The sequence below is a fragment of the Streptomyces sp. ISL-96 genome (assembly GCF_018614035.1).
Taxonomy (GTDB): domain Bacteria; phylum Actinomycetota; class Actinomycetes; order Streptomycetales; family Streptomycetaceae; genus Streptomyces.
Map to the genome: position 1 here is coordinate 38,275 of NZ_JAGGPA010000028.1, position 17,536 is coordinate 55,810.

The following is a 17,536-nucleotide window of genomic DNA, read 5'->3' on the forward strand; positions in this document are numbered from 1 at the left end:
AGCGGCCATGGCCGCCGGCACCGCCACCGCCCTGCTGCTCGCCGCGGCCGGACTGCTCGGCACCACGCCGGCGGTCGCGGCCGAGGCGCACGTCGACAATCCGTTCGCGGGTGCCTCGTCGTACATCAACCCCGACTACGCGACACTGATCGACGGGTCCATCGCCAAGACCGCCGACGCCACGGTCAAGGCGAAGATGGAGAAGGTCAAGAGCTATCCCACCGCCGTCTGGCTGGACCGCATCGCCGCGATACACGGCGGCAGCGCCAACGGGGGCCGCAAGAGTCTGGCCGACCACCTCGACCTGGCGCTGGCCCAGAAGAAGCCCGGACAGCCGCTGACCGCCACGTTCGTGGTGTACGACCTGCCCGGCCGGGACTGTGCCGCCCTCGCCTCCAACGGTGAACTGCCCCTCACACAGGCGGGTCTGGACCGCTACAAGGCCGAGTACATCGACGCCATCACCAGCGTCTTCGCCAACCCGAAGTACCAGGACATCCGCATCACCACGGTGATCGAACCGGACGGCCTGCCGAACCTGGTCACCAACCTGGCGGACCCCGAGTGCGCGCAGGCCAAGAGCAGCGGAATCCAGGTCAAGGGCATCCAGTACGCCCTGGACAAGCTGCACGCCATCCCGAACGTCTACACGTACCTGGACTTCGCCCACTCCGGCTGGCTGGGCTGGGACACCAACCTGACGCAGACCACGCAGCTGTACACGGACGTCGCCAAGGGCACCGCCGCGGGTCTGAGCAGCGTTGACGGCCTGATCACCAACGTCTCCAACTACACGCCGCTGGCCGAGCCGTTCCTCACCAACCCCGACAAGACCGTCGGCGGGAGCATGGTCAAGTCGGGCAAGTACTACGAGTGGAACCCGAACTTCGACGAGTCGGACTTCACCAAGTCCGTTCACCGGGCCCTGGTCGCCCAGGGCTGGCCCGCGTCCACCGGCATGGTCGTCGACACGTCCCGCAACGGCTGGGGCGGCAGCGGGCGGCCGACCGCCGAAAGCACCAGCACCACCCTCGACACGTACGTGAGCGAGTCCAAGGCGGACCGCCGGGCCCACCGCGGGCTGTGGTGCAACCACAGCGGCGCCGGTATGGGGCACCCGCCGCAGGCGGCGCCCGCCGGCTACCCGGATTCGCATCTGGACGCGTTCCTGTGGGTCAAGCCGCCCGGCGAGTCGGACGGCGCGAGCGAGGACATCCCGAACGACGAGGGCAAGCGCGCGGACCCGATGTGTAACCCGGCATACACGGCGCCGGGCGCCGGTAACAACAAGACCGGGGCACTGCCCGAGGCGCCACTCGCGGGCCACTGGTTCCACAACCAGTTCGAGATGCTGGTGAAGAACGCCCACCCGGCCATTCCCACCGATGGCGGCGGGGACCCGGACCCGACAGATCAGCAGGCGCCGACCGCGCCCACTGCCCTGAGCAGCACGGCGAAGACGGCGAACAGTGTGTCGCTGGCGTGGAGCGCGTCGACGGACAACGTCGGGGTGACGGGTTACGACGTCTACCGGGGCACGGTGAAGGCGAACACGACGCCGGTGTCCGGTACGTCCTTCACGGACACGGGCCTGTCGCCGTCCACGGCGTACAACTACACCGTGCGGGCGCGTGACGCGGCGGGCAACGTGTCGGCGGCCTCCGTGGTGTTGAGCGTGACGACCGGGGCCGGAGGTGGTGGCGGTGATCCGTCCGGTGCGCTGAAGGTCCGGTACAAGAACAACGACGCCTCCGCCACGGACAACTCCATCCGCCCGGCTCTCCAGGTGGTCAACACCGGTTCCGCCGCGCTCGATCTGAGCAAGGTCTCGGCGCGTTACTACTTCACCCGCGACGGCGGGTCGCCCTCGGTGAGCGCGTTCTGCGACTACGCGGCCGTCGGCTGCTCGCAGGTGAAGCTGCGGGTCGTTCCGCTGACCACTCCGGTCGCGGGCGCGGACACCTACCTGGAGGTGACGTTCTCGGGTGGCTCGCTGGCGGCCGGGAAGGACACCGGTGACGTCCAGCTGAGGCTGAGCAAGTCCGACTGGTCCAACTTCAACGAGGCCAACGACTACAGCCGTACGGCGGCTACCGCGTACGCCGATGCGCCGGCCATCCCGGCATACACGGGCGGCACGCTCGCCTGGGGCGCCCCGCCGGCCTGACCGGCGAACGCTCGTCGCTCCTGACCCCTGTCCCGCCCGGCCGGCCGCCGTACCGGCCGGGCGGGACAGGCCCATTTCTGGGCGATCGTTTCCTAAACCACCGTGCACGCGGTTCCGTTGAGGCTGAACTGCGTCGGCTTGGTGAACGTTCCCGTGTACGTGCCCTGGAAGCCGAACGACTGGCTGCCGTTCGGGGCGATCTGGGCGTTGGACGAGGTGTTGCTCGCGGTCACCGCGCCGGAGGACGGGGCGATGGTGGCGTTCCAGGCATTGGTGACGCTCTGGCCGGACGGGAGCGTGAACGCCACCTTCCAGCCGTTGACGGGCGCGGAGCCGGTGTTGGCGACGGAAACATTGGCGGTGAAGCCGCCGGGCCAGACGTTCGTGGCGTACGTGACCTTGCAGGCCGCCGGCGTTCCCGGGTCACCCGGGTCACCGGGGTCGGTGCTGCCGCTGTTGATGGTGGAGGAGAAGGAGTCGACCCGCAGGCCGGCGCCGTTCTGCCACGGTTCGAACCCGGCCTGTACGCTGGTGATGTACCACGACGGCTGGGCCATCCCGCGGGCGACGGTCTGGTCGACGAAGTCCATCACGTCGAAGCTCCAGCTGGCGATCGCCGAGGGCGCTATGAACGAGATGACGTCGTTGGAGCCGTTGCTGCCGGTCCAGACGTCCCAGGTACGGCCGCCCACACTGGCCGTACCGGTCTTGGAACCGATCGGCTGGATCGGGCCCACCCGGTTGAACCAGATCATGATCTCGGTCCGGCTCACGCCGTCGGTCTTGGGGGTCGGGTCGAGCCAGATGTCGTACGACGCGTTGTAGACCGCGTTGCTGACGTAGCCGTACGAGATGCTGCTCGGCGCGCTGCTGATCGTGCTCACCTGCTTGGGCAGGTTGGTGCCGGGCGAGCAGTTCGTGTAGTGGCAGCCGTTGTAGATGGACGGGTACGACTTGGGCGCCCCGTTCGTCGGGACGGAGCCGTCGGCCCGGGTGAGCTCGAAACCGGTGGCGGTCGCGTTGACGCATTGCGTGGCGCTGGTGCCCCAGCGGTTGTTCTGCACCACGTATCGGCCCTGGATGGTGGTGGAACCGAACTGATCGCATATCAGGGTGTCGGCCTGTGCGGGCCCTGCCGTCGTCACGAGAGCGGCCAGTGACGCCAAGGCCACGAGCATCGTCATGAGCGCGGTACGGACGGACCGGGCACAGTGCGGGAGCGGTAGCGGTCTCATACTGCCCTTTCGGTGAGAAGCGTGCGGGAGGTGGGAGTGCTCCCGGTACGTAGCGGGTGGGAGCGCTCCCAGATACTGCTTCGGGCAGGACTGTAGGGATCGGCGTGGGTCACGGCAAGCGCTTTGGTACGCAAGGGAATTGGGGGCCCGTGGCTCGCGCGCGTAGCGCAGCCGCGAACACCCGGCGAGGAGTCATCAGGTCGAATTGGTTCGAGCCCCCGAAGTGGCCAGACCTGGGGTCATGCCGCTCCGGCCGTGGTGGGACGGATACGCGCCATCGGTTTTCTTGGCTGGTTCACGTCACCCCCTAGCGATTGACGGGGGCTTGTCAATTCCGCACAGTGAAGACGAGGAAGGGTCGGCGCCTCGGTCCGTATCCCCGATTGGGAGCGCTCCCGAATTCACTGCCCGGCACCTCTCCATCCGTCCCCGCCCGCACCGGAGGAAGTCCCCCATGCGCAGACCCGCGCTACAACTCACCGTGGCCGGCCTGGCCGCCCTCGCCCTGGTGATCGCCACGATCGCCGTCCAGCTGACCACTTCCCGGACGGCCACCGCCGCCGCGGGCCAGACCACGGCCGTCACCGGCGGCCCAAACAGCTTCACCCAGCAGCTGCCGACCGGCGGAGCCTCGCAGTACACCACCCCGCTCGAACGCTGCCACACCAGCCCGAGCTACCCGATCTCCGGCACCAACCCCATCCTGAACGAGCCGCTGACCACGTCCTTCACCTCGAACGTCCCGCTCACCGTCAGCGTGCGAGCCGACAGCACCACCGGGTACGGGCTGCGGGAGCTGGTCTTCACCAACCGCTCCGACAAGCCGGTCCACCTGGACTGCGGCGTCCTGATCTTCCGTGCTCCGTCCGGCTCGGACCAGCACCACTACGGTGCCTCCCAGGCGTTCGGGCACCCGCAGCAGGACTTCCTGGAGGTCAAGCGCGGCGACGGTACGTCGTTCTACATCGCGCGCCTCGGCTTCCACGACGTGTCGCTGCCCCAGCGCGGCATCGACCCCGGCCACACCTGGGTCTACAAGCTCGGCGGCCCGAACCAGGGCGCGGTGGCCCTGGAAACCACCCGTGACTCCGTCCGCTTCACCGCGGACCTGAACGTCTCTGCCAACACCGACCTGGTGAAGAAGTACGGCACCGTCCGCTACGCCAACTGACCACCCACCCCGCCCCGAGGACCGGGCCTACTCACCCGGTCCTCGGGGCCCGTGCCACGGAAGGAGTCACATGCGCGCCGACCGCGCCCCGCTGCTGCGGCTGTCCTGCGTGATCGCCGCACTGATCGCGGTGGCACTGGTCAGCCGCGCCCAGGACACCGCCGGCTCGCCGGCCTCCACCGGACAGGCGTCCGGGGCCAAAGCCACCGCCGGGCAGGCTGCCCGGTCGGCCGCGCAGACCCACCTCGGGCTGCTCTCGGGCGGCGACTGGTCGGCGGCATGGGAGGGATGGAGCAGTAGCGCCCAGCGACACGTCCCCCGGGACACCTACGTCCGTACGCACCGGATCTGCCACCCCCTGCTCGCCGTCCCGTTCCAGACGGTACGGGCGGTCCCCCTGGACCGGCGTACGGTCGACATCGGCTGGCAGGGTGGGGAAGCCTCCGGCACCCTGCGCATGGTGTCCGAGCGAGGCGTATGGCGGGTCGCGCCGACCAGGACGCAGCTGGCCCGGTACGAGAACGGACCCGACGCGGCGGTCGCCGCGCTGCGCGGCCGCGGTGAGTGCGACGCACGTCAGGCCGAGGCGCGCACCACCAGCTTCGTACGCAGGATGACGTGACGCCAGGCCGCGCTGGGTTCCTCGATGTCCTCCAGCAGTACGCGCGCCATGGCGCGGCCCATCTCCTCCACCGGCTGGCGGACGGTGGTGAGTTGCGGATCGGTGTGCTGCGCGAGCGGGGAGTCGTCGAACCCCACGACGGCCACGTCCTCCGGCACCCGGCGGCCCGCCGCGCGCAAGGTGTGCAACGCGCCCGCGGCCATGATGTCCGACGCGGCGAACACCGCGTCCAGCTCCGGACGGCGCTCCAGGAGCTCGGCCATCGCCCGGCGCCCGCTCTCCTCGGTGAAGTCGCCCTGCGCGATCAATGACGCCTCCACCTCGCCGAAGGCCTTCCGCATCTCCTCCTCGTAGCCCCGGAGCCGGCACTGCGCGACGTACATGTCCGGCGGCCCGGTCACCGTGGCGATGGCCCGCCGCCCCGTGTCCACCAGGTGGCGGACCGCCGACCGGGCCCCGCCGACGTTGTCGGAGTCGACGTACGACACCGACTCGTCGCTGGAGCGCCGGCCGCTGAGGACGGTCGGCAGTTCCAGTTCGGCGAGCATGTCGGGGAGCGGGTCGTCGCCGTGCAGCGACACCATCAGCACCCCGTCCACCCGGCCGGCGCGCGCGTACTGCACGAACCGCTGCCGTTCCTTTTCGGTACGTACCAGCGTCAGCAGCAGCTGGATGTCGGTGTCGGCCAGTCCGGCACCGACCGCGTGGACGATGTCGGAGAAGAACGGCTCCGCGAAGAAACGCCGCTCGGTCTCCGTGATCACCAGCGCCACCGCGTCGGTGCGGCTGCCGGCCAGGGCCCGGGCGGCGTGGTTGGGAACGTAGCCGAGTTCGGCTATCGCCCGTTCGACCGTCAGCCGTGTCGCGGCTTTCACCCCGGGGGCGTTATTGATGACACGGGACACCGTGCCCCGCCCGACGCCCGCGAACGCGGCGACTTCCTCTAGCGTGGGCGGGCCCATACGTCCTCTCGTCACCATCGCGCACGACCTCCAGGAGGGATATCCGGTCCTCGGAGCACCTGTTGGTACGAGGACAGGTCACATCGAATCACCGGACGCACTCCCATCCCAACCCGTTGATCACATTGATCGGTGCGTCACCGCGTCGGTGCGGCCCGCTCAAGAGGATGATTCGAGCGGGAAAATGCTGTCGAGCGGGCGAATGGTGATCTCTGGCATGCGCGTCCTGTGTACTTCGGTTCTCTCCCCATCCCACACGCGCGAGGCGCTCCGCTTCGCGCGCCTGCTGTCCGGCGCGGGTCATGAAGTGCACATCGCCACCGAGGAGTACCTGCTCGGCTTCTACCTTGACCAGGGCGTTTCCGCGACGGCATGTCTGCCGAGCCTCTTCGCTGACGCGATGACGGCCGGTCAGGAAACCCGCGATGCCGTCAGGCACCTGCAGACCGGTACCGCGTCCCGGGGATCGGCGGCGCTCGCACTGGCGGGGCCGCACATGGCGGGTCAGTTCAACGCGCTGGAGGCGGTGGCCCACGACTTCAAGCCGGATCTGCTGCTGCGTGACGCGATGGACGTCAGTGCCTGCCTCGTGGCCGAGAGACTGGGAATCCCCCAGGTGGCGATGGTGTCCGGCGCGAAGGGCTTCACCGACCCGACGGCTCTGCTGCCGCATCTCAACCGCTGGCGCTCCACCGTCGGCCTGCCGGAGCACGACGACCCGATGTCCCTGACGCCCCACGGGCACCTGGACGACCTTCCGCCGTCCTGGACCTTCGCTCCGCACCTCCCGCCCGCGCTCGCTTACCGCCGGCCCGTGATTGCCGATCCCCGTGCGAAACTCCCCAGCTGGATGGTCGGCCTCCCCATCGACCGGCCACTGGTGTACGCCGGTATCGGCTGCGCCCTGCCGCTCTTCCTGCCCTCGCCGGACGGGCATCAGCCGCTGCCGGGGCAGCTGGATCCGGCGACGGTCCTGCGGTCCATGATCGAGGGACTGTCATGGCTCGACTGCACCGCGGTGGTGTCCACCAGCGGAGTGAGCGTCGCCGGTCTCGATCCCGCCCCCCATGTGCATGTCGTCGACTCCGTACCCCAGCCGCTGCTGCTGGAAGCGGCCGACCTCTTCCTCACCCACGGCGGCTACACCAGCGTGTGGGAGTCGATCAGCACCGCGACTCCCATGGCGGTACTGCCCCGGACGGCGGACCAGCCGATGAACGCGCGGCGCGTCACCGAGCTGGGCCTCGGCAGCGAGGTCACCGATCCCACTCCGTCCGGCATCGCGTCGACGTGCCGCCGGCTGCTCGACGACGGCTCCGTACTGCGGCGAGTGAGGCAGGCCCGGCTGGCCTGCCTTGCCCTGCCGACCGTCGAAACAGCGGTGGATGACTTGGAAAGCCTGGTCAATCACCACACGGCCCCACAATGAAAGGTCCGTGTGGTACCCACTGGTGACTGACGTCGACGTCGACACTGGCACGTCACCAACGATCTGGAGGAGCGGGCAGATGACGCACGAACGAGCGGGACAGCAGGCCGGACCGGACGATCTGACCGATGTGGCCCGGCTGGTGACCGCGTACTACGCCCTGCACCCCGACGTGCGCGAGCCGGGTCAGCGCGTCGCGTTCGGAACGTCCGGGCACCGGGGAACGTCCCTGGCCACCGCCTTCAACGAGGACCACATCGCCGCGACCAGCCAGGCGATCTGCGAGTACCGGAGCGGGCAGGGCACCGACGGGCCGCTCTTCCTCGGCGCCGACACCCACGCGCTGTCCGAGCCGGCCCGGGTGACGGCGGTCGAGGTCTTCGCCGCCAACGACGTGACCGTGCTCATCGACACGGCCGACGGCTACACCCCCACCCCGGCCGTGTCGCACGCCATCCTGGCCCACAACCGCGGCCGGACCTCGGGTCTCGCCGACGGTGTGGTCGTCACCCCGTCCCACAACCCGCCCGCCGACGGCGGCTTCAAGTACAACCCGCCCAGCGGCGGCCCCGCAGGCTCGGAGGCGACCGGCTGGATCCAGGACCGCGCCAACGAGATCATCGCGAACGGCATGAAGGAAGTACGGCGGCTGCCCTACACGAGGGCCCTCGGTGCGCCCACCACCGGCCGGTACGACTTCATGGACGCCTACGTCGCCGACCTGCCGTCCGTACTCGACCTGGACGCGGTACGCGCCGCGGGCGTGCGCATCGGCGCCGATCCCCTGGGCGGGGCGTCGGTCGCGTACTGGGGCCGCATCGCCGAACAGCACCGTCTCGACCTGACCGTCGTCAATCCGCGGACCGACCCCACCTGGCGCTTCATGACGCTGGACTGGGACGGCAAGATCCGCATGGACTGCTCGTCACCGTACGCGATGGCCTCCCTGATCGAGGGCCGCGACCGCTTCCAGATCGCCACCGGCAACGACGCCGACGCCGACCGGCACGGCATCGTCACCCCCGACGCCGGCCTGATGAACCCCAACCACTACCTCGCCGCCGCCATCGGCTACCTCTACGCCCACCGCGAGCAGTGGCCCGCCGGCGCCGGAGTCGGCAAGACACTCGTATCCTCCGGGATGATCGACCGCGTCGCGGCCGACCTCGGGCGCCGACTGATCGAAGTGCCGGTGGGCTTCAAGTGGTTCGTGGACGGGCTGTCCGACGGCTCACTCGGCTTCGGCGGCGAGGAATCGGCCGGGGCCTCCTTCCTGCGCCGCGACGGTTCGGTGTGGACCACCGACAAGGACGGCATCATCCTCGCGCTGCTCGCCTCCGAGATCCTCGCGGTCACGGACAAGTCGCCCTCCGAGCACTACGCGGCGCTCACCGCCCGCTTCGGCGAGCCCGCCTACGCGCGCGTCGACGCCCCGGCGAACCGGGAGGAGAAGGCGGTCCTGGCACGCCTCTCGCCCGAGCAGGTCACGGCGGACACGCTGGCCGGGGAGCCGATCACCGCCGTACTGACCGAGGCACCCGGCAACGGCGCTCCCATCGGCGGCATCAAGGTCACCACCGAGAACGCCTGGTTCGCCGCCCGCCCGTCCGGCACCGAGGACGTCTACAAGGTGTACGCCGAGTCCTTCCTCGGCCCGGACCATCTCGCCCGCGTCCAGGAGGAGGCCAAGGCCGTCGTATCGACAGCTCTGGCGGGCTGACCGACCCCTGTCGGGAGAGGTACGGTCTAGAGATATCTTGATGTCAAGCAATGTTGCAGACGTGGAGCGGAGCACCCGGTGACTGACTCGACCATCATCTACACACACACCGACGAGGCCCCGGCCCTGGCGACGTATTCGTTCTTGCCTGTGGTCGAGGCCTACGCCTCGACGGCCGGGGTCACGGTGGAGAGCCGCGACATCTCGCTGGCGGGGCGCATCATCGCCCTCTTCCCCGAGTACCTCCAGGAGAGCCAGCGCATCGACGACGCGCTCGCCGAGCTCGGTGAGCTGGCCAAGACGCCCGGCGCGAACATCATCAAGCTTCCGAACATCTCGGCCTCGATCCCGCAGCTGAAGGCCGCGATCGCCGAGCTCCAGCAGCAGGGCTACGCGCTGCCGGACTACCCGGACGACCCGAAGACCGACGCGGACAAGGACGTCCGCGCGCGCTACGACAAGGTCAAGGGCAGCGCCGTCAACCCCGTGCTGCGCGAGGGCAATTCAGACCGCCGCGCCCCCGCTTCGGTCAAGAACTACGCCCGCAAGCACCCGCACCGCATGGGCGCCTGGTCGGCCGACTCCAAGACCAACGTCGCGCACATGGACAACGACGACTTCCGCTCCACCGAGAAGTCCGCCGTCATCTCCGAGGCGGGCTCCCTGCGCATCGAGCTCGTGGGGGACGACGGCACCACCACCGTCCTGCGCGAGTCGGTACCCGTCCTGGAGGGGGAGGTCGTCGACGCGGCCGTCATGCGCGTCGCGGCGCTGCGCGAGTTCTTCACGGCGCAGGTCGCCCGCGCCAAGGCCGAGGGCGTTCTCTTCTCCGTACACCTGAAGGCCACGATGATGAAGGTCTCCGACCCGATCATCTTCGGCCACGTGGTGCGCGCCTTCTTCCCGAAGACCTTCGCGAAGTACGGCGAGGTCCTCGCCGCCGCCGGTCTGTCCCCCAACGACGGCCTCGGCGGCATCCTCAAGGGTCTGGAGGCGCTGCCGGAGGGCGCGGCCGTCCAGGCGTCCTTCGAGGCCGAGCTGGCCGAGGGCCCGGCCCTCGCGATGGTCGACTCCGACAAGGGCATCACCAACCTGCACGTACCGAGCGACGTCATCGTCGACGCCTCCATGCCGGCCATGATCCGCACCTCCGGTCACATGTGGGGCCCGGACGGCCAGGAGGCCGACACCCTCGCGGTCCTCCCCGACAGCAGCTACGCCGGTATCTACCAGGTCGTCATCGACGACTGCCGCGCGAACGGCGCGTACGACCCGTCCACGATGGGTTCGGTGCCGAACGTCGGTCTGATGGCGCAGAAGGCCGAGGAGTACGGCAGCCACGACAAGACCTTCGAGATCGCGAAGACGGGCACGGTCCGGGTCGTCGACGCGGCCGGCAACGCCGTGCTGCAGCAGGCCGTCGGCGCGGGCGACATCTTCCGCATGTGCCAGACCAAGGACCTGCCGGTCCAGGACTGGGTCAAGCTGGCCGTCACCCGCGCCCGCGCGACCGGTGTCCCGGCCGTCTTCTGGCTCGACGAGACCCGCGCGCACGACGCGCAGCTGATCGCCAAGGTCAAGACGTACCTCGCGGAGCACGACACCGAGGGCCTTCAGATCGAGATCATGCCGCCGGTCGAGGCGACCGCCTTCTCCCTGGAGCGCATCCGCCGCGGCGAGGACACCATCTCGGTCACCGGCAACGTGCTGCGTGACTACCTCACCGACCTGTTCCCGATCCTCGAACTCGGTACGAGCGCGAAGATGCTCTCGATCGTCCCCCTCATGAACGGCGGCGGCCTGTTCGAGACCGGCGCCGGTGGCTCCGCGCCCAAGCACGTACAGCAGCTCGTCAAGGAGAACTACCTGCGCTGGGACAGCCTGGGTGAGTTCCTCGCGCTCGCGGTGAGCTTCGAGCACCTCGCGCAGACGACGGACAACGCGCGCGCCCAGGTGCTCGCCGACACCCTCGACCGTGCGACGGCGACCTTCCTGGAGGAGGACAAGTCGCCGAGCCGTCGCCTCGGTGGCATCGACAACCGCGGCAGCCACTTCTACCTGGCGCTGTACTGGGCCCAGGAGCTGGCGAAGCAGACGGAGGACGCCAAGCTCGCGGAGGCGTTCGCCGCTCTCGCCAAGACGCTGGCCGAGCAGGAGCAGACCATCGTCGGCGAGCTCATCGCGGTGCAGGGCTCGCCGGCCGACATCGGCGGCTACTACCGTCCCGACGCGGCCAAGGCTGAGGCCGTGATGCGCCCGTCGAACACCTTCAACCAGGCCATCGCGACGCTCGCCTGACGGCAGCACCTGTCCGGTTCCGCCGTACGTTCCGCCCCGGCCCCGCATCCACGCGGGCCGGGGCGGTCCCGTCTGCGGGGGAGTCAGGCGCCGGCGCCGCCCGGCTTCAACCGCGGGATACGGGAGGCGAGTTCCCGCTGGTAGAAGTCGATGAAGCCGTCGGGATCGGGGCCGGCGTTCTGCATGACCAGCCGGTCGAAGCCCGCGTCGACGAATTGCTGTGCGACCTGGACGTACCGCGCGGGGTCTGTGCCGCAGGCGAACTTTTCGAGGATGTCTTCCTCGCGCACGGTCGTGGTCGCCGCGTCGAAGTTGACCGGGTTCGGCAGCTCGCTCATGACTTTCCATCCGGTCACCGCCCAGCGCGACGTCTCCAGCGCGGCCTTCGCGGCGGTGTGCTCGTCGGGCGCCCAGGCCATCGGTACCTCCGCGTAACGCGGGCCGCTGCCGCCCGCGTCGCGGTACTGCTGGACGATCTCCGGCTTGTCCTCGGTGGCGAACAGCCCGTCACCAAGCTCCGCGGCGATCCGCGTCGATGCCGGGCCGCTCGCGGCCACCGCGATCAGCGGCAGTTCCTCCGGGAGATCGAACACGCGGGCGTCCTTGAGCCGCAGGTGCTTGCCGTCGTACGACTGGTACCCGCCGCGCCACAGCAGCCGGATGATCTCCAGCGCCTCCCTGAGCATCTCGTGCCGGGTGCTGACGGTGTCCGGGAAGCCCAGGCCGACGACGTGCTCGTTGAGCCGCTCCCCGGAGCCGACTCCGAGGACGAAGCGGCCGTCCGACACCAGGGCCAGCGTCGCCGCGGCCTGGGCGACGATCGCCGGATGGTAGCGCACCGTCGGGCACGTCACGCCGGTCGCCAGCCCGATCCGTGAGGTCTTCGCCGCGATGCTGCCCAGGACGGTCCAGGCGAACGGCGAATGGCCCTGGTGGTCGAGCCAGGGGTGGAAATGGTCGCTGATCTCGACGAAATCGAAACCCGCCCGCTCCGCCAGAACCGCCTGCCGCACCAGTTCCGCCGGGCCGAACGCCTCGGCGGCAAGCTTGTAACCGATCTGCATGTACTCCTCTTTCCTGTCTTTCCTGGTCTCTCCTCGCGCACCCAACCGTTCGTCCGCGCAGACGTACCCCTTCTGCCAGGGGCGCGCTTCGCCTTTCACCCGGTCGGCCCCCGTGGGCGGCCCGGGTGACCGGCGGCGGGCTGGAGCCGGGCAATCGGATGACGCCGGTCCGGTGACGTCGTGGCGCGTTGGCCGCTGTCCGGCGGCGGGCGTAGGAAGTGTGAGGGAGCCGGCCCGGGGTGGCGAAGCCCCGGGCGGCTCCCTTCGCCACGAGGATGGGAAGACGACACGTGACAACTGCCAGAGAGATCATGACCCCCGGCACCGAGTGCATCGGAGCGGAGGAGACGGTGCTGGTCGCGGCCCGGAAGATGACGGAGCTGGGCGTCGGCGCCCTGCCGATCTGCGGGACCGACAACAAGCTCAAGGGCATGCTGACCGACCGCGACATCGTCGTGAAGGTCCTGGGGGCCGGCAAGGACCCCGCGAAGACGACCGCGGGCGAACTCGCGCAGGGCGAGGCGGTGACGATCGGCGCCGACGACGACGCCGGCGAGATCCTGCGCACGATGACCTCGCACAAGGTCCGCCGGCTGCCCGTCATCGACGGCCACGACCTCGTCGGCATCGTGGCCCAGGCCGATGTCGCCCGGGCCCTGCCCGACCCGCAGGTGGGCGACCTTCTCGAAGCCCTTTCCACGGACTGACCACAGCGGTCGCCAGAACAGTCCACCCATCCCGGATTGGACTTGGCGGGGCCGCTATTGGCATCGCTACGGTGCGGGCATGCGCATCTACGTTGTCGACGCCTTCACCGATCGTCCGTTCGCCGGGAACCCGGCGGGTGTGTGTCTCCTGCCCGCCTGGGAGTGGCCGGACGACGGGTGGATGCAGAAGGTCGCCGCCGAACTGAACCACTCGGAGACGGCCTTCGCACTCCCGCTGTCCGATACCGCCCAAGCCGACTGGGCGATCCGCTGGTTCGCCCCGCTCGTCGAGACCAATCTGTGCGGCCATGCCACATTGGCCACCACCCACGTGCTCCGCGCCGAACGTGGACTCATCGGTACGGTCCGCTTCAGCAGCCGGGAGAGCGGCGTCCTCCTCGCCCACACCGACGAGGAAGGCAGCATCACGCTGGACTTCCCGGCCGCACCGGGCTCCGAAGTGCCCGTACCGGACGGACTGGCCGACGCGCTCGGGACCGAGCCCGAGGCCACCTTCCGCACGGGCGCGCTGGGTGACCTGCTGACCGTCCTGCCCGACGAGGACGCGGTCCGCGCAGTGACCCCCGACCTGGACGCGGTAGCCGCCCTGACCCGCCGCGAGGGGCTGCGCGGAGTCGTCATCACCGCCCCGGCCGAGGCGGGCCGGGCGTACGACTTCGTCTCGCGCTTCTTCTCGCCGGCCGAAGGGATCCTGGAGGATCCGGTCACGGGCAGCGCCCACACCGCGCTCGCCCCGTACTGGTCCGGGCGTCTCGGTCGTGACGGGCTCACCGGCCTGCAGGCCTCCGCCCGCGGTGGCCTGGTCCGTACCGCCGTGCGTGGCGACCGCGTTCACCTCACCGGGGACGCCGTCACGGTGCTGGACGCCACCCTGTACGCCTGAACGACGGGCGGCTGAACGCCACGGGCCAGGACTCCGGCCGGAGCCCCGGCCCGTGGCGGCCCCTGTGCGGTCGCCGGGACTACTCCTTGCCCCGGCCCGACAGTGCGTCGCGCATCCGGTCCACGAGTCCGGCTCCGGGGGCGAGGATCTTGTTGGCCGGCGGCTTGTCGGGCGCGGAGGGGTGCGGCCGCGTCGGCGCCATCTTCTTCGCCTGCCGGACCTTGTCACCGAGGTCGTTCAGCATCTCGGCGGAACAGGACTCGCGCAGCCGGGGGAAGAGGTTGGTCTCCTCGTCCATGATGTGCGCCCTGATCTCCGTCATCAGCTTGCCCACCAGCATGTCGAACTGCGGGTCGTCCGCCTCGCAGCTCTCCATGTCCTTCATGGTGCGCTCCGCCTCGGCGTGGTCCTCCAGCTCCCGGTCCGCGAGCGCGTCACCGTCCGGGACGTGCTCGCGGACCGCCGGGTAGAGGTACGCCTCCTCCGCGACCGAGTGGCGGACCAATTCCATGGTGACCTGGTCCGCGTACACCTTCCGCTGCCGGTCGCCGGCCGGAAGTTCCTCGATATTGGTGAACAGCTCCTCCACTTCCTGATGGTCAGTGGTCAATTCCGTGATGACGTCCGCGCCGTTTCCCATGGTTTTGCTCCTCTGTGTGGTTGATGTGGTCCAGGTCACTCTCGTCTCGTGACCCGCGCCATTTCCACGGCCGGTCCCGGGAGGTAGCGTTCCGGACTTCTCTCCCGATGAATTCGGACGGCCGGACATGCCCGCAGATCTCTCCCCGCTGATAGCGGCGACCGCTCAGTGGCTGACCCGCGCCTATCCGTCCGGCGGTGGCGTGATGGACTCCGCCCTCTGCGAGGCGCAGGCGCGGCAGGCGGTGACGGTCGCGGCCTGGCTGCGCTATCCGACGGCCATGGACGCCGGGCTGGTCTCCGTGGCGGGGCCCGGGGGCTCCGCCCGGCTCGACTGGGTCACCGGCGCCGCGGGGGCCGACGACGACCCGGACACGTACGCGTGGCGCACCTGGGTCGACGAGGTCGTGGCGAGCTGGGCGGCATGCCTGCTCAGCGCCCCCGAGCTGGCCGTAGCCGCGGTGAGCGCGCTCGCTGGATCCCGGTACGCGCAGGGTTCACCGGCGGAATTCCGGCGCCTGGTCACGCCCGGCGCGCGGGACCGGCAGGCCGCCGCACTCCTGCGGCACCCCGACCTCCTCGCGCCCGTGGCCGAACTCCACCACGACAGGCTTCTCGACCGCCTGAAGCCCGGGCCGGCGCTGACCGCCTGAAGCCCGGGCCGGTGCGGACCGGCTGAGCGAAACCGGTCCGGCTGGGTCAGGATTACTTGCCGACTTCCTTGTTGACGGCCGCCGGAGTGTCGTACTCCTTTTCCGGCAGAGCCTTGAGCGCCTCTTTGATCTCCGGGCCGGCGCCGTTCTTCTCCGCCTTCTCGAGGATTTCCTTCTTGGAGGCGGGGTAGTTCACGCCGCTGAGCGACTTCTGCATTTCGATCGGGTTCACATTCATGGGCCGATATATGCCCCGGCTCCTATGGGCGAATACCTCGCGCGGGTGCTGTCACCGCGATGGAGCAAGGCGCGGATCCTCCGCTAGGCCTTACGCCGCAGAGTGCCCCAGACGCCTTCCTGCCGGGCGACTTCGTCGGTGGCTTCCTCGATCACCCGTACGTCGATCCAGGCGACCGGCTCGACATCAGCGACCAGCGGTTCATTGTCGGGCCCGCGGCCCGTCTCCCGTCCGCGCAGCGCCCAGGGCCGCACGTCCGGTCCCTTCTCGCGCGGCAGGTGCGAGTAGTCCCGGCGGGCCACCCACACCCGCACCGGACGGTCCTCCCACCACGGCTCGACGTCCAGGGCGTTCGCGGACAGGCCCGGCATGGCGACACCCGTCAGATCGTCCTTGCTCGACACCGATTCCAGGTCGGCCGCGGGGCCGCGCGACCAGCGTACGTACAGGTGATCGTGGAGCTCGACGAGACGGGTCAGGTCGTCGAGCGTACGCAGGACAGGCAGGTCGTCCGGGGTACTCATGCCAGTACTCACTCCTCGACGCGTGCGCTTGGTCATCCACTGAGAACCGTAGGCACTCCTGTGCGCAAAGGGGAAACCGGTAACCGGACGGGCCCACGTGCCCGTCACTCTCCGTCAGTCACTCGGATGCTCTACATCACCGCGCCCGATGGCCCGCGGGGGCTGACCCTGATCGGAGGCTCAACGCTCGGGTCAGAGGAGATCGAAATGAACGCCGCTTTCTCACACGACTGGGAACACGCCGTCGTCACCGGCGGTGCGGGCTTCGTCGGTTCGCACCTGTGCACCGCGCTTCTGGACGCCGGCGCCGCCGTCACCTGCGTGGACGACTTCAGCACCGGCCGGCCCGAGAACATATCCGCGCTGCTCGACCGCCCCGGATTCACGCTCGTGCAGGCCAACGTCTCCGAGCCGTTCGACGTCGGCCGTCCGCCCGACCTCGTGCTGCACTTCGCGTCCCCGGCGTCCCCCGCCGACTACCTGCGGCTGCCCCTGCACACGATGGAGGTCGGCAGTCTCGGTACGCGCAACGCCCTGGCCCTCGCCCACGGCGCCGGAGCCCGCTTCCTGCTCGCCTCCACCTCGGAGGTGTACGGCGACCCGCAGCAGCACCCGCAGAACGAGCGGTACTGGGGCAACGTGAACCCGGTCGGGCCGCGCAGCGTGTACGACGAGGCCAAGCGCTTCGGCGAGGCGCTGACCACCGCCGACGCCGATGCCCAGGGCACCGACACCGGCATCGTGCGGCTGTTCAACACCTACGGCCCCCGGATGCGCGGCTACGACGGCCGCGCCGTACCGACGTTCATCCGCCAGGCACTCGCCGGCGAGCCGCTCACCGTCACCGGTGACGGCCTCCAGACCCGCTCGCTGTGTTACGTCGACGACACCGTGCGCGGCATCCTCGCGGCGGCGGCGCACGGCATGCGCGGCCCCGTCAACATCGGCAACCCCACCGAGATCACCATGCTCGAACTGGCGCGGCTCGTCATCGAGCTGACCGAGTCGAGCTCCGAGATCCGCTTCATCGAACGGCCGACGGACGACCCCGCCGTGCGCTGCCCGGACATCACGCTGGCCCGCGACAAGCTCGAATGGGAGCCGCGTGTGCCCGCCGAAGAAGGCCTGCAGCGCACCATCGCCTGGTATCGCGCCCACGTGGACAGCTGATCCGGCCGAACGCCCTCCTGGCCGCGCCCCCGG

16 protein-coding genes are annotated in these 17,536 nt (G+C 69.7%); 10 read left to right on the forward strand and 6 right to left on the reverse strand.

Going from position 1 to position 17,536, the window contains the following annotated elements; genetic code table 11:
* Positions 1-7 precede the first annotated feature (7 nt).
* Positions 8-2,167 carry a glycoside hydrolase family 6 protein gene (locus tag J7E96_RS20230; RefSeq protein WP_215133060.1) on the forward strand — a complete coding sequence of 720 codons (2,160 nt, stop codon included), beginning with the start codon at positions 8-10 and terminating at the stop codon, positions 2,165-2,167.
* A gap of 92 nt (positions 2,168-2,259) precedes the next feature.
* Here J7E96_RS20230 and J7E96_RS20235 read toward each other — a convergent pair whose 3' ends face one another.
* Positions 2,260-3,402, reverse strand: coding sequence for a cellulose binding domain-containing protein (locus J7E96_RS20235; RefSeq protein WP_215133061.1), 1,143 nt, complete (start codon positions 3,400-3,402; stop codon positions 2,260-2,262).
* Between the two features lie 454 nt (positions 3,403-3,856).
* Between J7E96_RS20235 and J7E96_RS20240 the strand changes: the two genes are divergently transcribed.
* Entirely contained in the window at positions 3,857-4,573 is a 717-nt protein-coding gene (locus J7E96_RS20240) for a hypothetical protein (RefSeq protein WP_215133062.1), read from the forward strand.
* Between the two features lie 70 nt (positions 4,574-4,643).
* Positions 4,644-5,195: a hypothetical protein gene (locus J7E96_RS20245; protein ID WP_215133063.1), complete on the forward strand. Its 552-nt coding sequence runs from the start codon at positions 4,644-4,646 to the stop codon at positions 5,193-5,195.
* On the opposite strand, the gene J7E96_RS20250 is transcribed toward J7E96_RS20245, so the two are convergent.
* A complete protein-coding gene (locus tag J7E96_RS20250; protein WP_215133064.1) occupies positions 5,150-6,175 on the reverse strand; it encodes a LacI family DNA-binding transcriptional regulator in 1,026 nt (341 codons plus the stop codon). The two genes, J7E96_RS20245 and J7E96_RS20250, sit on opposite strands and share 46 nt — an antisense overlap.
* A 199-nt stretch (positions 6,176-6,374) precedes the next feature.
* Between J7E96_RS20250 and J7E96_RS20255 the strand changes: the two genes are divergently transcribed.
* The 3 genes from J7E96_RS20255 to J7E96_RS20265 all read left to right on the forward strand — a co-directional run bounded on the left by J7E96_RS20255 (position 6,375) and on the right by J7E96_RS20265 (position 11,604).
* Positions 6,375-7,586, forward strand: a complete 1,212-nt coding sequence (locus tag J7E96_RS20255; RefSeq protein ID WP_215133065.1) for a glycosyltransferase — start codon at positions 6,375-6,377, stop codon at positions 7,584-7,586.
* Positions 7,587-7,665: 79 nt separating this feature from the next.
* A complete protein-coding gene (pgm, locus tag J7E96_RS20260) occupies positions 7,666-9,306 on the forward strand; it encodes a phosphoglucomutase (alpha-D-glucose-1,6-bisphosphate-dependent) (protein WP_215133066.1) in 1,641 nt (546 codons plus the stop codon).
* A 78-nt stretch (positions 9,307-9,384) separates the two neighbouring features.
* Positions 9,385-11,604 (forward strand): NADP-dependent isocitrate dehydrogenase, encoded by a 2,220-nt coding sequence (locus J7E96_RS20265; protein ID WP_215133067.1) that lies wholly within the window; start codon positions 9,385-9,387, stop codon positions 11,602-11,604.
* 83 nt (positions 11,605-11,687) lie between these two features.
* Here the strand turns inward: J7E96_RS20265 and J7E96_RS20270 are convergent, their stop codons facing one another.
* On the reverse strand, positions 11,688-12,668 hold the full coding sequence (locus J7E96_RS20270) for a TIGR03557 family F420-dependent LLM class oxidoreductase (RefSeq protein WP_215133068.1): 981 nt from the start codon (positions 12,666-12,668) through the stop codon (positions 11,688-11,690).
* A 290-nt stretch (positions 12,669-12,958) separates the two neighbouring features.
* Between J7E96_RS20270 and J7E96_RS20275 the strand changes: the two genes are divergently transcribed.
* Both J7E96_RS20275 and J7E96_RS20280 read left to right on the forward strand, forming a co-directional pair.
* Positions 12,959-13,375 (forward strand): CBS domain-containing protein, encoded by a 417-nt coding sequence (locus tag J7E96_RS20275; protein WP_215133069.1) that lies wholly within the window; start codon positions 12,959-12,961, stop codon positions 13,373-13,375.
* A gap of 79 nt (positions 13,376-13,454) precedes the next feature.
* A complete protein-coding gene (locus tag J7E96_RS20280; RefSeq protein ID WP_215133070.1) occupies positions 13,455-14,279 on the forward strand; it encodes a PhzF family phenazine biosynthesis protein in 825 nt (274 codons plus the stop codon).
* 79 nt (positions 14,280-14,358) lie between these two features.
* Here the strand turns inward: J7E96_RS20280 and J7E96_RS20285 are convergent, their stop codons facing one another.
* Complete coding sequence (locus J7E96_RS20285; protein ID WP_215133071.1) at positions 14,359-14,919, reverse strand: hemerythrin domain-containing protein; 561 nt, start codon at positions 14,917-14,919, stop codon at positions 14,359-14,361.
* Positions 14,920-15,046: 127 nt separating this feature from the next.
* Here J7E96_RS20285 and J7E96_RS20290 point away from each other — a divergent pair, with 127 nt between their 5' ends.
* On the forward strand, positions 15,047-15,571 hold the full coding sequence (locus J7E96_RS20290; protein ID WP_215133072.1) for a hypothetical protein: 525 nt from the start codon (positions 15,047-15,049) through the stop codon (positions 15,569-15,571).
* A 52-nt stretch (positions 15,572-15,623) separates the two neighbouring features.
* Here the strand turns inward: J7E96_RS20290 and J7E96_RS20295 are convergent, their stop codons facing one another.
* Together J7E96_RS20295 and J7E96_RS20300 are read right to left on the reverse strand one after the other, a co-directional pair.
* Entirely contained in the window at positions 15,624-15,809 is a 186-nt protein-coding gene (locus J7E96_RS20295) for a DUF2795 domain-containing protein (protein WP_215133073.1), read from the reverse strand.
* A gap of 83 nt (positions 15,810-15,892) precedes the next feature.
* Positions 15,893-16,333 (reverse strand): DUF6098 family protein, encoded by a 441-nt coding sequence (locus J7E96_RS20300; protein ID WP_215133074.1) that lies wholly within the window; start codon positions 16,331-16,333, stop codon positions 15,893-15,895.
* Positions 16,334-16,540: 207 nt separating this feature from the next.
* Here J7E96_RS20300 and J7E96_RS20305 point away from each other — a divergent pair, with 207 nt between their 5' ends.
* Complete coding sequence (locus J7E96_RS20305) at positions 16,541-17,503, forward strand: NAD-dependent epimerase/dehydratase family protein (RefSeq protein WP_215133075.1); 963 nt, start codon at positions 16,541-16,543, stop codon at positions 17,501-17,503.
* Positions 17,504-17,536 lie beyond the last annotated feature (33 nt).

Coding starts and splice junctions, on each gene's coding strand:
- J7E96_RS20280 (WP_215133070.1), top strand. CDS start 13,455: ATGCGCATCTACGTTGTCGACGCCTTCACCGATCGTCCGTTCGCCGGG.
- J7E96_RS20295 (WP_215133073.1), bottom strand. CDS start 15,809: ATGAATGTGAACCCGATCGAAATGCAGAAGTCGCTCAGCGGCGTGAAC.
- J7E96_RS20240 (WP_215133062.1), top strand. CDS start 3,857: ATGCGCAGACCCGCGCTACAACTCACCGTGGCCGGCCTGGCCGCCCTC.
- J7E96_RS20290 (WP_215133072.1), top strand. CDS start 15,047: ATGCCCGCAGATCTCTCCCCGCTGATAGCGGCGACCGCTCAGTGGCTG.
- J7E96_RS20255 (WP_215133065.1), top strand. CDS start 6,375: ATGCGCGTCCTGTGTACTTCGGTTCTCTCCCCATCCCACACGCGCGAG.
- J7E96_RS20235 (WP_215133061.1), bottom strand. CDS start 3,402: ATGAGACCGCTACCGCTCCCGCACTGTGCCCGGTCCGTCCGTACCGCG.
- J7E96_RS20230 (WP_215133060.1), top strand. CDS start 8: ATGGCCGCCGGCACCGCCACCGCCCTGCTGCTCGCCGCGGCCGGACTG.
- J7E96_RS20300 (WP_215133074.1), bottom strand. CDS start 16,333: ATGAGTACCCCGGACGACCTGCCTGTCCTGCGTACGCTCGACGACCTG.
- J7E96_RS20285 (WP_215133071.1), bottom strand. CDS start 14,919: ATGGGAAACGGCGCGGACGTCATCACGGAATTGACCACTGACCATCAG.
- J7E96_RS20305 (WP_215133075.1), top strand. CDS start 16,541: ATGAACGCCGCTTTCTCACACGACTGGGAACACGCCGTCGTCACCGGC.
- pgm (WP_215133066.1), top strand. CDS start 7,666: ATGACGCACGAACGAGCGGGACAGCAGGCCGGACCGGACGATCTGACC.
- J7E96_RS20245 (WP_215133063.1), top strand. CDS start 4,644: ATGCGCGCCGACCGCGCCCCGCTGCTGCGGCTGTCCTGCGTGATCGCC.
- J7E96_RS20250 (WP_215133064.1), bottom strand. CDS start 6,175: ATGGTGACGAGAGGACGTATGGGCCCGCCCACGCTAGAGGAAGTCGCC.
- J7E96_RS20270 (WP_215133068.1), bottom strand. CDS start 12,668: ATGCAGATCGGTTACAAGCTTGCCGCCGAGGCGTTCGGCCCGGCGGAA.